Annotated in this window: 11 protein-coding genes and 1 tRNA gene; 10 read left to right on the plus strand and 2 right to left on the minus strand. The window is 40.1% G+C overall.

What is annotated here, in order from left to right; all coding sequences use genetic code 11:
* Positions 1-6: 6 nt before the first annotated feature.
* From IM792_RS16210 to IM792_RS16225, 4 genes are all read left to right on the plus strand, one after another.
* Complete coding sequence (locus tag IM792_RS16210; protein ID WP_194102947.1) at positions 7-5340, plus strand: RHS repeat-associated core domain-containing protein; 5334 nt, start codon at positions 7-9, stop codon at positions 5338-5340.
* A 720-nt stretch (positions 5341-6060) separates the two neighbouring features.
* Positions 6061-7491: an RHS repeat-associated core domain-containing protein gene (locus tag IM792_RS16215; protein WP_194102948.1), complete on the plus strand. Its 1431-nt coding sequence runs from the start codon at positions 6061-6063 to the stop codon at positions 7489-7491.
* Between the two features lie 720 nt (positions 7492-8211).
* Positions 8212-9675 carry a putative toxin gene (locus tag IM792_RS16220; RefSeq protein ID WP_194102949.1) on the plus strand — a complete coding sequence of 488 codons (1464 nt, stop codon included), beginning with the start codon at positions 8212-8214 and terminating at the stop codon, positions 9673-9675.
* A 2-nt stretch (positions 9676-9677) separates the two neighbouring features.
* Positions 9678-10253, plus strand: coding sequence for a HEAT repeat domain-containing protein (locus IM792_RS16225; RefSeq protein WP_194102950.1), 576 nt, complete (start codon positions 9678-9680; stop codon positions 10251-10253).
* 1143 nt (positions 10254-11396) lie between these two features.
* Here IM792_RS16225 and IM792_RS16230 read toward each other — a convergent pair.
* Positions 11397-11660 (minus strand): transposase, encoded by a 264-nt coding sequence (locus IM792_RS16230; protein WP_194102951.1) that lies wholly within the window; start codon positions 11658-11660, stop codon positions 11397-11399.
* A gap of 196 nt (positions 11661-11856) precedes the next feature.
* The gene (locus tag IM792_RS16235) at positions 11857-12060 is read right to left on the minus strand and encodes a hypothetical protein (protein WP_228085173.1); all 204 of its coding nucleotides are present in this window, start codon (positions 12058-12060) and stop codon (positions 11857-11859) included.
* Positions 12061-12167: 107 nt separating this feature from the next.
* Here IM792_RS16235 and IM792_RS16240 point away from each other — a divergent pair, with 107 nt between their 5' ends.
* The 6 genes from IM792_RS16240 to IM792_RS16265 all read left to right on the plus strand — a co-directional run bounded on the left by IM792_RS16240 (position 12168) and on the right by IM792_RS16265 (position 15940).
* Positions 12168-12554, plus strand: coding sequence for a hypothetical protein (locus IM792_RS16240; protein ID WP_194102952.1), 387 nt, complete (start codon positions 12168-12170; stop codon positions 12552-12554).
* A gap of 211 nt (positions 12555-12765) precedes the next feature.
* Positions 12766-12839 (plus strand) — tRNA-Met (locus IM792_RS16245).
* A 167-nt stretch (positions 12840-13006) separates the two neighbouring features.
* Positions 13007-13576 (plus strand): hypothetical protein, encoded by a 570-nt coding sequence (locus tag IM792_RS16250; RefSeq protein ID WP_194102953.1) that lies wholly within the window; start codon positions 13007-13009, stop codon positions 13574-13576.
* Positions 13539-13802: a hypothetical protein gene (locus IM792_RS16255; protein ID WP_194102954.1), complete on the plus strand. Its 264-nt coding sequence runs from the start codon at positions 13539-13541 to the stop codon at positions 13800-13802. Before IM792_RS16250 ends, IM792_RS16255 begins: the two co-directional genes overlap by 38 nt.
* 214 nt (positions 13803-14016) lie before the next feature.
* Positions 14017-14637 carry a sigma-70 family RNA polymerase sigma factor gene (locus IM792_RS16260; protein ID WP_194102955.1) on the plus strand — a complete coding sequence of 207 codons (621 nt, stop codon included), beginning with the start codon at positions 14017-14019 and terminating at the stop codon, positions 14635-14637.
* 124 nt (positions 14638-14761) lie between these two features.
* Positions 14762-15940, plus strand: a complete 1179-nt coding sequence (locus tag IM792_RS16265; RefSeq protein WP_194102956.1) for a FecR family protein — start codon at positions 14762-14764, stop codon at positions 15938-15940.
* Positions 15941-16142 lie beyond the last annotated feature (202 nt).

Consider the following 16142-nt stretch of genomic DNA (forward strand, 5'->3'; position numbering starts at 1 on the left):
TATCACATGAATAAGTTATTAAGTGCAGTTTCTAAAATAAGAAGAACAAAGTCGATAGTTCTGCCTTTTTTAATAATATTAATAAGTGAAAGCTACGGACAGGCACCGAACATTTCTTATCCGGGGCCGCAAACATATTATGTAGGAACTACTATCAACCCGTTGTCACCAACGAATACGGGAGGTGCGGTGACTAATTCAGGGCAGCGGACAAGTACATTGGCGGGAACAGGTTCGCCAGGCTGGCAAAATGGCCCGTCAAGCGTAGCAGAATTCGACTGGCCGCTATCAACGGTGGCGGATGCTTCCGGCAACATTTATGTTGCCGATTCTGAGAATGAGTTGATCAGGAAGATTAGTCCATCAGGCACAGTCAGCACGTTTGCGGGGAGCGGAAGTCAGGGAGCAACGAACGGAACTGGTACTGGTGCGAGTTTTCGTCACCCTGCAAGTTTGGCTATCGATGCTTCCGGAAACATATATGTAGCAGACCAACAAAATCATTTAATCCGCAAGATCACGCCTTCAGGCGTGGTAACGACCTTTGCAGGTAGTGGTTCTGCCGGCTCCGCTAATGGAACAGGTACAGGAGCAAGCTTTAATAATCCAACAGGCGTTGCAGTCGATAAATACGGTAATGTTTTTGTGGCTGACTATGCTAATAACAAAATCCGAAAGATCACCCCGGCAGGCGTGGTAAGTAATTTTGCTGGGAGCGGAAGTCAGGGGGCGGCCAACGGAAATGGGACAGCCGCGACTTTTAACCGCCCTATCGGGTTATGTATTGATGGTTCCGGCACAGTTTACGTAGCAGACCGTCTGAACCACCTGATCCGAAAAATTACATCAGGTGGGAGCGTGAGTACATTTGCGGGTAATGGGACTGCCGGTTACAACAACGCAACAGGCACTGCCGCAAGTTTTAACACGCCAAATGGTACCGCAGTCGATGCATCCGGAAACGTTTTCGTTGTTGATCAGAATAATCATATGATCCGCAGGATTACATCTTCCGGTGTAGTAAGTTCATTCGCAGGGAATCAAACGTCGGGGATGGTTAATGGTACAGGCACAGTCGTACGTTTCTATAGCCCATTTGGACTTTGCCTCGATGCTGCAGGAGATATTTACGTTGCGGATTACAATAACCATATGATTCGTAAAGTGAAACGACTGAAATATAGTATAGAACCGGCCTTGCCCGAGGGACTGGTTTTTAACGAAGAAACAGGAGCAATCACTGGAACACCATCTGCTGTAGCCTCTCAAGCCTATTACACGATAACGGCCTATAATGACAACGGAACATCGTCCTATTCATTAAGCATAACGGTAATGCCTGCTATATCGCCGGATAATAACAACATGAACTGGGTTAACACTTTACAATATGATGAAGATGGTAATGAAATAGGCGCGAGCAAAAGCTTTTTCGATAATAACGGTAAATTGTTGCAATCGCAAGTTAAAAGTGAAACCGATGCACGTGTTTTGGCCAGCCAGCCTTTATATGATGCGGAGGGACGCTCCATAGGCTCAACGCTCAGCGCGCCTATCGGGCAGTCTACATTTGATTATAAACCTAATTTTGTCCAAACTGCCTCCGGGACAGCATATGATTACAAAAATTTTGATGGTAATCTTCCTTATAATCCAAATGAGAAAACCAATAATCCTGATCCGGTAGGAAATACTCAACCATCAACATTAGGATGGTACTACAGTAATAATAATACATTGGAGCCCAACGTCGCAGCAAGCGCTTATCCATACAGCCGTACAGATTTTTACCGTGACGGTTCAGGTGCCAGCAAGCGTTCAGCAGGAGTGGGTAATGAATTAAAAATGGGTATGGGGCGCGAGAGCAGCAGTAATAGTTTTCCGGTACGAAGTGAATTAGTGCGTTATCTCGAAATGCGAAATAAGATCAACGCGAGCATCCCCCTTGGCGAATTGCCATCAAACTTAGCTGAAAGGTCGTTATTGAGCTTTAATAAAGACCCAAATGGAAGTGTTGCATTATCTATTACTGATTTGGCTGGTAACCTGTTGATGAATGCCCGGGCGGATGCGAATGGCATACTGACAGTTAGTAGCTCATTTTCTATCACAACTCCCCCCCAAAATTATAAAGCAACCATCAAATTTGGTTATTTAGCGAACACCTCCGCTGAAGATAACATAGTTGGCTTAGCTGTACGTTCAAGTAATCAGATTGAGGTTTATAAAAATGGTAATCTGTTTTATTCCGGTGCAGGTGATAATTTCAATCTTGCCATATCAGCATCAAATGACAATGCGGAATTTGTAGTTCAATCAGCCAACACTTTTTATTACAACTACACTAAAACAAACTCGTATGGGCCACAAAGCACAGTAGGTAACTTTCCTGGTTTACTTGAAGAATCACCTGCAACAACGATACAGTATTTCCAACTGGCTTATGGGGCACCGGTAAATATAAGCGGCACCTATAAACTTATAGAAATGCAGTCGGAACAAGATATTACAGGCTCATTTGCTAGTGGAAATACTTTAGGAGCAGGATACTACAAAGTGATATCCCTTCCCGGGACAAATGTATCTGTTAGTTACACTCAAAAGTATAGTGATATCAGTTACAATTTCTATAATTGGGAAAATCAATTGGTTGCTACTGTTGCACCGAATGGTGTTCAAGCATATCTTGTCAGTCCCGGTAGTTACACTAATGCAACAAACATCCCCTTTATTGCTACTTTCGAACACGACGGTGAAGGCCGGATGATAGCAGGCACTTCTACAGATGGGGGACGAACCGAGTACATCTATAGAAAGGATGGAAAAATACGTTTTTCGCAAAATGCCTTACAAAGGAATCCCTCGAATGCAGGTACAGGCTATGTTGAAAAATATTCATTTACAAACTACGACCGATATGGCCGACCAATCAAATCCGGCGAATATCTGGTTCCGTCAGGTAGCGCTTTTTCGTTTCAGAATTTACGGACAAACACAACTGTATTGGAAAGTAATTCAATCACTGGTGGCTTGTCCGGTGGCACAGAATCACAAAACATTAGTACGTTTTACGATACACCAAATAGCACCGGGGTGAGCGGATATGTCCAGGATGGTTTTTTTCTCAAAGGGGCAGTAAGCTATACGCGCTACGGAAATAACTATACCTGGTTCAACTACGATGACCGTGGCAGGGTGACCTGGGTTGTTAAGCAAATTAACGGAATGAGCGCGAAAAAGACAGTTGATTATTCCTATGATGCTCAAGGTAATGTAAGCAAAGTAGATTATCAAAAAAATATAGCTGCTGAGCGATTTATCCACTATTATGACTATGATGCTGATGGCAGGTTAGTTAACGTTAAGACAAGCCGGGATGACGTTAACAAAATTCAGCATGCTAAATATTACTATTACGCTCATGGGTCGCTAAAGCGGGTTGAATTAGGGGATAATTTACAGGGAATTGACTATGTGTATACCGCAGATGGTATGCTGAAAAGCATTAACCATAGTAGTGGAGATCCGGCAAAAGATCCTGGCAAAGATGGCTATGGAAGCAGCGCGTTTTTGCCTGATGCTTTCGGTATGCAGTTAGAATATTTTCCGAATGATTACAGCAGGCCTGGTACATCCATCACCAGCATAGCTACTGGGCAACCTAACTACTACAACGGTAACGTAAATGGCATAAGCTGGCAAAGTAAAAAGACAGCTGGAAACAGTGCTATCGAAACGCCGTCGATGTATACTTACAGTTATGACCCAAATTATCAGTTAAGTGCAGCAACATGGGGGATTCCTAATTTTGCAGCGAATACTTTCACGCCAGAAGGTCGCTTCAAAGAATACGGATTGACTTATGATGCCAATGGCAACATCAAAAGTATTGTAAGAACTGATGGGGATGGTGCGATTAGTGAAAATTTTAACAACTATCAATATGAAGCCTCAACCAATAAGTTAAGCGCGGTTGGCAGTACAGCGGCGCCTGGAACCTACGGGAATTATTTATACGATGAGATCGGCAGATTAAAGAAACAAACAAAAGGTGTTGTGGCGTCGTATCTTAGATATGATGTCCGAGGAAATGTAATCGGAATATACAACGACGAAGCGATGACAACTCCGATTGTTACTTATGGCTATGATGAGAGTGGTAATCGTATTAGTATGACTAATGCTAATGGTTCCACATATTATGTAAACGACGCTTTGGGAAACAATATTGCGACTTATACAGGAACGACAGGAACAACTTTTAGTCAGGTTCCAGTCTACGGTAGCGAACGCCTGGGTATGTTTACGGTCAGCGGTGGAGGATATGCCTATGAGATGCGGGATAATGTCGGTAGTGTAAAAGTAGTGATCAACCGCAATCGAACAAGTAGCGGTGTCTTGGATGTGATGCAGTATAATGATTATTATCCGTTTGGTAGTATTGCAAGACAAGGTGGTAATGGCTATCGTTATGAGTATCAGGGAGCATATGCAGAGAAAGATCCCGCCACAGGATTTAATAACTTCGACTTAAGATTGTACGACAGTAAAATAGGCCGATGGTTATCTGTTGACCCTAAAGGACAATTCTGGTCACCTTATAATGGTATGGGTAATAATCCTGTAACAGGAAGCGATCCAACGGGAGGAGAATGTGATGAGTGCCCCAAAAATCAAAAAATTGGAGAAACATACAGCAGTGGAAACACCACTTATATAAATACAGAGAGAGGGTGGAGTGTGTTACAAGATCCAGTCCATGTTTGGGGTATAAAAACTTATGGATCAGGTAGCTATAGCTGGGATAAGGGTTTTGCCGGATTTACAGCTGGATTTAACGCATTTGTACCGGGAGCATCTTTGGAAGGAAATATAACTGGTTTTACTGGTGAGCACGAGTATGAGGTCAAAAAGCGCAGTGCATCTATGAAAGCGAAATGGACGTTCTTACAAGGCTCTCTTAAAACTAAAATCAGCCCTAATGGAGGAGGGCTTCAATATGAAGATGAATTGGTTGGAAATGTGTTGGTAGCCGATGCAGAACTCAAAGGCGCAGCATTTACGGATAAAAAAATCGTTGAGCTGAAAGCGCATGTAGGTGCAGCGGTATTTAAGATCGGTAGAACGCATACGTTCACACTAGGGAAGTTTAAAATTATAACTTCGGTGCATCATACGTATTTATCAGCTCACATTGGTGGTGGTGGTGCAATCGATTATGACAAAAGTACTAAAAAAGTTCATCTGAGGAGTAATTTCGACGCTGGTTTTGAAGAAGGTGTTGAATATGAGACGGAAGTGGAGTTCCCATTAGGTGACATATTAGACTCAATTTTCTAATTATATATATATTTGCTTGATGCAGAATATCATTTATTTTATACTGTTTATATGTATTGATATAATGTTATATTTAACATTAGTGTCCAAATTATTTAATAAAAGTGAAGAACTAAAGCGAATCACTTTTATTTCAATCTTAATTTTTTTCTTAATCCACTTGAAAATTTTAAATATCGGATTTTTAATGCATGGTGAAAGATTTGCACTTTTAACTATTTCGGTAATCTACATACTACTCGCCAACTATGGAATAAGGTTTTTGATTTCGTCCAAAGGGCCATTTGGGAATAATCCATTACATGTTTTTTTATTAAATAATGTAATGGTAAAATTTGTTTTTCTACTTTCATTTGTTGCGCAAATATTTATTCTTTTTTTATTCACTTGATAAGTATTTTATACTGAAGTAATGGTTTATATTACTAGGACAGTGAAATATCAAAGAGAAAGTTTAGTCAGATAGTTGAAAAGTGGTGAGTTTTTTCTTTTGAACATCACCTAATGGCTTGGTAAACTTCTTGAAGTCATTGTTGACAAGATCCCTAATCGTTCTGGTCTTAATTAGTTAATTAGCGGTACTCCACAGGGGGGTAATAATAGTCATACATTAGGATGACAACCACGTTTATTGTACTCGCAATATAATTATGTTGCTACCAAAACTATGCTTTGCATAGACCCCAATGGAAGGATAGTTTCCTTCGTTCTACTGATGGCGTGAGCGATCCTACTTTGCTATCGCATGAAGGTAGTACTTATGATATAGAGGGTAAGGATAATAGTGGCAACACTGTAATATTTCAAAGACGGCAGGCAGTTGTAGTCTTTAATGGTAATGTTGTAGAGAAACAAATAAAAGGTGTTGTGGCGTCGTATCTTAGATATGATGTCCGAGGAAATGTAATCGGAATATACAACGACGAAGCGATGACAACTCCGATTGTTACTTATGGCTATGATGAGAGTGGTAATCGTATTAGTATGACTAATGCTAATGGTTCCACATATTATGTAAACGACGCTTTGGGAAACAATATTGCGACTTATACAGGAACGACAGGAACAACTTTTAGTCAGGTTCCAGTCTACGGTAGCGAACGCCTGGGTATGTTTACGGTCAGCGGTGGAGGATATGCCTATGAGATGCGGGATAATGTCGGTAGTGTAAAAGTAGTGATCAACCGCAATCGAACAAGTAGCGGTGTCTTGGATGTGATGCAGTATAATGATTATTATCCGTTTGGTAGTATTGCAAGACAAGGTGGTAATGGCTATCGTTATGAGTATCAGGGAGCATATGCAGAGAAAGATCCCGCCACAGGATTTAATAACTTCGACTTAAGATTGTACGACAGTAAAATAGGCCGATGGTTATCTGTTGACCCTAAAGGACAATTCTGGTCACCTTATAATGGTATGGGTAATAATCCTGTAACAGGAAGCGATCCAACGGGAGGAGAATGTGATGAGTGCCCCAAAAATCAAAAAATTGGAGAAACATACAGCAGTGGAAACACCACTTATATAAATACAGAGAGAGGGTGGAGTGTGTTACAAGATCCAGTCCATGTTTGGGGTATAAAAACTTATGGATCAGGTAGCTATAGCTGGGATAAGGGTTTTGCCGGATTTACAGCTGGATTTAACGCATTTGTACCGGGAGCATCTTTGGAAGGAAATATAACTGGTTTTACTGGTGAGCACGAGTATGAGGTCAAAAAGCGCAGTGCATCTATGAAAGCGAAATGGACGTTCTTACAAGGCTCTCTTAAAACTAAAATCAGCCCTAATGGAGGAGGGCTTCAATATGAAGATGAATTGGTTGGAAATGTGTTGGTAGCCGATGCAGAACTCAAAGGCGCAGCATTTACGGATAAAAAAATCGTTGAGCTGAAAGCGCATGTAGGTGCAGCGGTATTTAAGATCGGTAGAACGCATACGTTCACACTAGGGAAGTTTAAAATTATAACTTCGGTGCATCATACGTATTTATCAGCTCACATTGGTGGTGGTGGTGCAATCGATTATGACAAAAGTACTAAAAAAGTTCATCTGAGGAGTAATTTCGACGCTGGTTTTGAAGAAGGTGTTGAATATGAGACGGAAGTGGAGTTCCCATTAGGTGACATATTAGACTCAATTTTCTAATTATATATATATTTGCTTGATGCAGAATATCATTTATTTTATACTGTTTATATGTATTGATATAATGTTATATTTAACATTAGTGTCCAAATTATTTAATAAAAGTGAAGAACTAAAGCGAATCACTTTTATTTCAATCTTAATTTTTTTCTTAATCCACTTGAAAATTTTAAATATCGGATTTTTAATGCATGGTGAAAGATTTGCACTTTTAACTATTTCGGTAATCTACATACTACTCGCCAACTATGGAATAAGGTTTTTGATTTCGTCCAAAGGGCCATTTGGGAATAATCCATTACATGTTTTTTTATTAAATAATGTAATGGTAAAATTTGTTTTTCTACTTTCATTTGTTGCGCAAATATTTATTCTTTTTTTATTCACTTGATAAGTATTTTATACTGAAGTAATGGTTTATATTACTAGGACAGTGAAATATCAAAGAGAAAGTTTAGTCAGATAGTTGAAAAGTGGTGAGTTTTTTCTTTTGAACATCACCTAATGGCTTGGTAAACTTCTTGAAGTCATTGTTGACAAGATCCCTAATCGTTCTGGTCTTAATTAGTTAATTAGCGGTACTCCACAGGGGGGTAATAATAGTCATACATTAGGATGACAACCACGTTTATTGTACTCGCAATATAATTATGTTGCTACCAAAACTATGCTTTGCATAGACCCCAATGGAAGGATAGTTTCCTTCGTTCTACTGATGGCGTGAGCGATCCTACTTTGCTATCGCATGAAGGTAGTACTTATGATATAGAGGGTAAGGATAATAGTGGCAACACTGTAATATTTCAAAGACGGCAGGCAGTTGTAGTCTTTAATGGTAATGTTGTAGAGAAACAAATAAAAGGTGTTGTGGCGTCGTATCTTAGATATGATGTCCGAGGAAATGTAATCGGAATATACAACGACGAAGCGATGACAACTCCGATTGTTACTTATGGCTATGATGAGAGTGGTAATCGTATTAGTATGACTAATGCTAATGGTTCCACATATTATGTATACGACGCTATGGGAAACAGCATTGCGATTTATACAGGAACAGCGGGAACAACTTTCAGCCAAGTTTCTGTTTACGGTAGCGAACGCCTTGGTATATTCACCGTTAGTGGTGGAGGATATGCCTATGAGATGGGGGATAATGTCGGTAGTGTAAAAGTAGTAATCAACCGCAACCGCACAAGTACCGGTACCTTGGATGTAATGCAGTACAATGATTATTATCCGTTTGGTAGTATTGCCCGTCAAGGTGGTAATGGTTATCGTTTTGAATATCAAGGTGCTTATGCGGAAAAAGACTTGGCTACGGGGTTTAATAATTTTGATCTGCGTTTATATGATAGCAAGATTGGCAGATGGTTATCGGTTGATCCTGAAGGTCAATTCTGGTCGCCCTACAACGGGATGGGAAATAATCCAGTAATAAGCAGTGACCCGACAGGCGGGGAAAGCTATTGGCACTGGGATAAACAAACAGGAGCTTTAGTTGCAGACAAAGGAGATAATGCATATTCATTATCTGGATATATAAATGTCGATATCACCGTTGCTCAAAATATTTTATCAAATAGATCAAATTGGAACGATGGGAAATTAAGCGCGGTCGGAAGTCTTAATGTCAGTTATGCAGATGGGCTATATTTAAATAACAATATACCGGAAGTTAGAGCACAATGGGAGTTTGACCATAGTTCTGCTGATCTTCAACATGGCGTTGAAACTATGATGCCTATGCTGAATGCGAGTAAGTATTCTCTGATAGGCGTGTCTTATTTGATTCAACCTGGAATGGTAGCTGAAAACTTATTGGCTAATGGTGCTTCAAGAGCTTCAAGAGTGTTAGCTAATTCCAGTTTAGGGCTTGCTCGTGCAAGAGCGTTAGGTCTTGCAGTCGAGAAAGCCGTTGGTGTGGGCACCAAACTTAGAATTCCATCGATAACAGGATCAGCTAAGTATAGAATTCCAGACAAGTTAACAGAAACAACTCTTGAGGAAGTTAAAAACGTTGGACATTTAAGCATGACAAAGCAATTAACAGATTTTTACCTTTATGCACAGCAAAAAGGATTACAGATGGTTATTCATGTAAGATGGTCTACAACGTTTTCAGCTCCATTACAGAAACTTATTGATAATGGAAGTATTGTAAAAGAATTTATTAAATTTTAGCCATGGCAGTAAATAAAGACCAGATCAAACAAGAATTACTTGAAGTTGGGATAGCAATTGATAGCATTTTTGATTTAGCAAATACATATAGGCCTTATCCTGAAGCAATTGCAAAGCTTTTGGATTTTCTAATCAGAGGCGTTGAAGACTTAAGAATCAAGGAAGGTATTGTAAGGGCGTTAGCCGTTAAAGAGGCAGTTGGTATTGCTGGTCCGGTTTTGCTAGATGAGTATCACAAAACCCCCAAGGAGGAAATGTTGTACAGGTGGGCTATCGGAAATACCATTTCCAAAGTCATTACTACCGCTGACGTAAAAAAAGTCATTTCAATTGTTAAAGATAGGTCGAATTGCATGTCACGACAAATGTTTGTCATTGCATTAGGAAAGTTTAAGTCTGAGGAAGTCGAAAATGTTTTAATTTCTTTATTAGATGAAGATGAGGTAGCTCCTCATGCTTTAGCCGCATTGGGTAAAATGAAATCAAATAAGGCAAAAAAAAGAATTTTACTTTTGACAGATCATCCTAGATCTCTTATAAGAAAAGAAGCATTAAAAGCGTTAAAAAAAATTTCATAAATTTAAATTTATATCGATTAAACATATGATTCTTTTACTTAGGTATCAAATTAATAGCACCTAGCTACAAAGGTCCTAAACCGAAAGAAAAGCCAGTATCTTATTCGAAAGGAAGTCAAGTTTTTTTTTGAATAGATGGGCCCAAAATTCTTTAAAAACTTATGAGACAAAAGCAAAAGGTGTTTGTTTTAAGTAAAACTTGGGACGTCCTTTCTAAGGATTTTAATTGCGAGCTTTGAGCATTTGAAGAGAACGAAAATCAAGAAACATCTATTAAACTATCAAGATCAGCACTAGGTTTAACTATTACAGTTTGAGTTATAAATTGTTTAATTCAAAGTCTATATTTAATTGAATGCCAAAGCACAATCACACATTCGCCGTAACTAGAAGTTCTAATAGCATTGCTTAGGTCTGCCGGTATTATGGCATTCCCGAGAAACGTATTATTAGTGGAAGAGAGCTTATGAAGAGGGTGGAAAACAGCGCTGATTAACATCAAATCATGCCCTGAAAATCTAAAGCTAAGTACCGCCTGAGCATATAGAGGAGCTGATTTTAATTTTCGCTGAATCTGCCATCTATGGCAACTGCGTATCAAATAGTATTTGAGATTCGTCGCTTTCCGGCTTTAGAACCCAGGCTGTCGCCAGTGTTGTATGATGGATGAGTTGCTTGAGTTGTTTTTCAGGTCAGCCGTTCTGGCACTTCCTCGACTTTTTATTAAAAAATTTCTCAAAAGCCGACCACACGGCATTTGTTCATCAGCACATCACACATAAAGTCCATAGACCATGTATCTCCAGCCTGCTCAGGCACGATCAGTGAGACCTTGACCGTTGTCGGTACACGCCTGCGCACCTTACGGCGCTAATTCATGCCCAGTAGCAGGTAGACCCGCCTTACACGTTTATAAGTTCCATTGCAACCCTTGCTGGCGGATACGACTGTAATACAGATCCTGACCTTAGATAGAATGACTTTCGGACAGCTCCCATAAATTATCGATCATTTCTGAATCGTCTCTGACGTTTTTATAGTAATGCATGGATTTGGGTAGTTTTACTATCCGTCAAGCCCTGCTGATGCTTACGTTATAATTTTCCATCAGGTAAGCAACCATGTCTTTGCGCTGGCAGGGCTTTAGAACTTTTTTGATAGTACGTCCTTCAGCATCTTGTTGTCCAGCGCCAGTTCGGCATACATGTGCTTCAGCTTGCGGTTTTCTTCTTCCAGCTCTTTCAGCCGTTTCAGGTCCTGGCTGTCCATGCCGGCATACTTTTTCCGCCAGTTGTAGAAGGTTGATTCGTGAATACCCGGTTCCCGACAAATATCGATGAGTTCTCTGCCACCATACTCTTTGATGACTTTTACAATCTGTGCTTCAATAATAAAAGAATTCTTCATGTTGACTGTTTAAGTTAAGACTTTTCGCCCTTTAAGCAGTCCGACTTTTAGGAGGGGTTACAAATTCTTTTCAATATTATTTATACAATATTTTAGCTGATGGGTCTGTTTCTTCTTTCATGGCTAAAATGTTTCGTACGTAAAATCTTCAATGAAATCCCGAATACTATCGGCATCGTAAAGGATGATTTTCTTTTCAGGTTGGCTGTAGCGTATTTTTTCCTTCATCGCGAAACTTCTGCAATGTTGGTTTTTGAGGTAATGCGTAACATGCGTATGGCTTCTTCGCCTGACACCCATTTGTCGACTTGTGATTGCTTAGTTTTTTTGCTGTCATATAGGCTTCAAGCTTGTCAATCATCGCATAAAAAGCGCGGTCTTCAAAGCATGTAACTTCCATGCAACAAGATAATTAATCCTTTGCTAAGCCATACAATTTACGGCCATATTTACGAATGAAAGGGAATTGGCGAAGGAATTGTGTTTAGTTATACAGTTTAAATTACCATGAAAAGAAATATCCCATTCGAAATTGTGTCGGCAATTAACGTGACGGAAAATATCAGATTTAAATATCTTAAGAATAAAGATCGGCTTGAGTTAAACTCCGATAGGACGTTTCACGAGCAAATCTTTAAGAGTTATAGTGTGATTGTTCCCGAACTTGTCAATGGCATTTTCTCGCGCTTGGATTTCTTCGATTGGGTGGTATCGGATGAGCACCACATGTTAGCATTCAAATCCATCCTGAATGATGCGGATTGTCTGTTGCAATTGCAAAGCCGGTACGAGGAATCACCAAACAGACAAGAGGTCGATAAACTTTGCGAAGTTTTAATGACGCATGTTTGGCATTCTGTCGTGACCTTAAAAACATTAGAGACTGCTTTATAATTGTCAGGATAATACGGGCAAGAAAGTTTGGTTATGGTGCGGGGCAATTTTTATTAAATGAGTGTTGGGGGAAATGAGTTTATTTCTTACCTTTGCGCTCCACGCACCGAAAGGCGCACCGTTAACAAAACCGTTAACAAGATTTGGAAGCTGAAAAAAGCAAATGTGTTTTAAAATGCAAAAAGCTGATTATCAGCCACAAAAACAATCCGGCGGGGTAGCTCAGATGGTTAGAGCGTAGGATTCATAACCCTAAGGTCGGCAGTTCGATCCTGCTCCCCGCTACTTGAATGAAAAGCCACTCGATAGAGTGGCTTTTCTGTTTTAATGAAATTTATATATCTTACTCACGAAATGCTTACCGGCATTTCTTAGTCCTAAATCTTTATACGATGCGAATTTATTTATTGCTGACATTCATTTTCTGCAGTACTTTGGTATCAGGTCAGTCATTGAAAACAGAAATCGACAATACCTATAATTTTAAACCCAGCAAACTTTCCAGGGCAGAGCAATTGGAAAAATTTCCGGCAATGGATAAACTATTCAATAAAATTAAGGATGACACCGCTAAGTATTTACCTGAATTAAGAAGTGAATTAATAGCTCACGGGCACAACCCTTATTTTTATTATGATGGTAGTGCATTCTTGTTATCGTTATCTGATAAGTTTGATGATAAGCAACTAATTGCCAATGTAATAATAAAGGCCGACCTGGAAGATCTTAGTCCTGAAATGTACACCAGAATGTTAAATAAACTCGCTAATGATGGTGTTGATGTAACGGATGCCGCTTTAAAGATATTGGATAACGACAAGTTTTCATTTTTTATACCGCAGCATGTCTTTACAGTCAATCAAGGTTATGCGCTTACTTATATACTGCTGCCGCAGAAATCAATGTCATATGTTGATAGTTTGATATCCATATTTAAAAGATCAAGTTCTGCTGCCCAAAAGTCTATTCTTATGACTTTGTGGTTTGCTTACAATTGCAAAAGGGGATGCTTTAATAAATGAAGTCGTAAATGACAAGTCGTTTAGTAAAGAGGTTAGGGATTTTGCAAAAGAGGTGATAGAACATGGTAAATTAAGCAAAGAAGAAACAGATTTTATTGAAACGCTTGATAAAGCCGAACTAATAAATTTGAGGGTCAAATCATTGCAGCGTTTTAGTGATGAATCGGTTGGTGAGTTAGACCTAACCACAAAGGTGTTGAGAAGAGATAAAAACTGCTTGCAATAACAAAACAATTATACACGGATAATTTACGGTTAGGCCTGTTAGTAGTGTGAATTTGATGGTCACATTTATTATAATAGAGAGCTAAATCAAACCCCCTTTAACCCAACAGACAGTTAAGGACAGTTCAAAACCCTTTACTTGTAACTTAGCTTTTTCGATTTTATCGGACAGTGTTAAACCACACTCTGCAACGCTTTTTTACTAACCATCAAAAATGACTCAGTACCTGCCAACCCCTGATCAGGAACGTGTACAGTTGGAAAAATTACTTGCCGGCAATGAGAGGGCTTTTGATTTTTTTTACGACAGGTATAGTTTGCCCGTTTACCGCAAATTGCTTAAAATGGTTAAGGTAGATGTTGTGGCCGAGGAGATACTTCAAAATGTATTTATAAAGGTGTGGGAAAAGCGGCACCTCATCGATCCCGACAAAGGCCTTAAGGCATACCTTCACCAGATAGCCCAAAATTTAGTTTACGATTTTTACCGCAACCTCGCCCGCGAAGAACAGTTGATGGCCTCGGTTAAACACGCCATCGGCAATGCCATGACCGAAGATACAGCCGAAAAACTATTGCTTAAGGAAACCCACCAATTACTTGAAAAAGCGATAGAGCAATTGCCGCAACAGCAGCAACTGGTATTCAGGCTTTGCAAGCAGGAGGGTAAGAGTTATGAGGAAGTGGGGGAATTGCTCGGCCTATCCACATCAACCATAAACGGGCATATAGTAAGGGCAACCAAAAAGGTAAAAATGTTCATGTTTCAAATCGATCATATTCACTTCTCGCTGATACTCCCTGCGGTAATATTGCTTATGGATAGCAAAGTTTGATAGCTTTTCGCAGTAAACTTTCCTCTCTTTTCCTTCTTCAGAATAACTATCAAAAAATATTTTTTCAACTCCATTAGATGCCGCCCTTTTTCCAGGCGTATTAGCATTAAACTATCAGCATATTTTGGAGCAGAACCAACATCTTTTATATCAAAAATTTCTTGACAACGCATGCAGCGATGAGGAGCTTTCGCGTCTGTTTGATCTATTCGGCACGGCAGACGAAGCCGTGTTAAGGAAATTGATTGAAGATGAATTGCTGTCAGAAAACGAAAGCCCGGCAAGCGAATACGAAACCGAACGACTGGAAGCTGTACGTCAGCTGGTAAAAAGCGAAATACATTCCCGCAGGCATAAGTTAAGATCACTTGTAATAAAATTCAGCGCAGCGGCCGCCATTGTTGTAATGATAGCATCAGCGGTTATGCTGTGGCCGCGGGATAGCCATCAACCGGTAAAGGCTACAAAAGTAGCTGCGGTTATTAAGCCCGGCGCATTACAGGCTACATTAAAACTGGCTAATGGCCAGCAAATAGTTTTGGGGCAGCAGGTAGATGGTACGCTTGCCCGATTTGGCCGCACCGTGGTGGTTGCACATGCCAATGATGGTGTATCGTACCAAAATACCCGTACTGGTGTGCCTATCAAAAATTCATCGAACACACTTACTACCGCCCGGGGACAGCAATCGCCATACCCGCTTATTTTGGAGGATGGTACCAAGGTATGGTTAAACGCGGCGTCATCAGTAACCTTCCCTACCCAATTTACCGGGAATGAAAGAGTGGTGCATGTTACCGGTGAGGCCTACTTTGAAGTAGCGCATCAAAGATCACGACCGTTTAAGGTAGTTACCGATCGCCAGGAGATAAATGTGCTGGGCACGCATTTTAACGTAAAGGCTTATGATGATGAATACACCATCTGTACCACCCTGTTACAGGGAAGCGTGCGGGTGAAGGATGTTGTTTCGGGTAAAACAAGGTTGCTTGTGCCGGGCCAGCAATCCAGGTTTAGCAAAGCTAACGGACAGGTAGCAGTGGCGGTGGTTGATATTGACGCGGCCATAGCCTGGAAAAGAGGTTTCTTCATCTTTAACGATCAAAAAATTACAAGCATCATGAATTCAATGAGCCGTTGGTATGATGTAGATGTGGAGTATAAGAACTATAAAAATAATAATGAAACGTTTGGCGGCACCTTTTCGCGCTCATCAAAACTTGCCGATATACTTAGCAGCATGCAAAGCCTTGGAGCCGCGCGTTTCAAAATTGAAGATAAAAAGATCATTGTAAGTAACTGATGCCATGCCGTGCGTCAGCAGCCAATTATTTAAACCCAAAACCACACAATTAAGTAAAGTTCAAAAACCTAATTAAAGAAAGGAAACACGCTTATAGGAGATAAACTAACGCGAACAGGATTTACCAAAACCAGGAACGTTTGCACCGTTCCTGGTTGATCAGCAAAGCTGATATCAGGTAATTAATTATTGAAGCTATCCA

Origin of the sequence: Mucilaginibacter sp. JRF, assembly GCF_015223065.1 — a bacterium.
Lineage (GTDB): Bacteria > Bacteroidota > Bacteroidia > Sphingobacteriales > Sphingobacteriaceae > Mucilaginibacter.

Excerpts from the sequence above, each read along its gene's own strand:
- IM792_RS16240 (WP_194102952.1), top strand. The coding sequence starts at position 12,168 with ATGAAAAGAAATATCCCATTCGAAATTGTGTCGGCAATTAACGTGACG.
- IM792_RS16210 (WP_194102947.1), top strand. The coding sequence starts at position 7 with ATGAATAAGTTATTAAGTGCAGTTTCTAAAATAAGAAGAACAAAGTCG.
- IM792_RS16230 (WP_194102951.1), bottom strand. The coding sequence starts at position 11,660 with ATGAAGAATTCTTTTATTATTGAAGCACAGATTGTAAAAGTCATCAAA.
- IM792_RS16225 (WP_194102950.1), top strand. The coding sequence starts at position 9,678 with ATGGCAGTAAATAAAGACCAGATCAAACAAGAATTACTTGAAGTTGGG.
- IM792_RS16235 (WP_228085173.1), bottom strand. The coding sequence starts at position 12,060 with ATGGAAGTTACATGCTTTGAAGACCGCGCTTTTTATGCGATGATTGAC.
- IM792_RS16260 (WP_194102955.1), top strand. The coding sequence starts at position 14,017 with ATGACTCAGTACCTGCCAACCCCTGATCAGGAACGTGTACAGTTGGAA.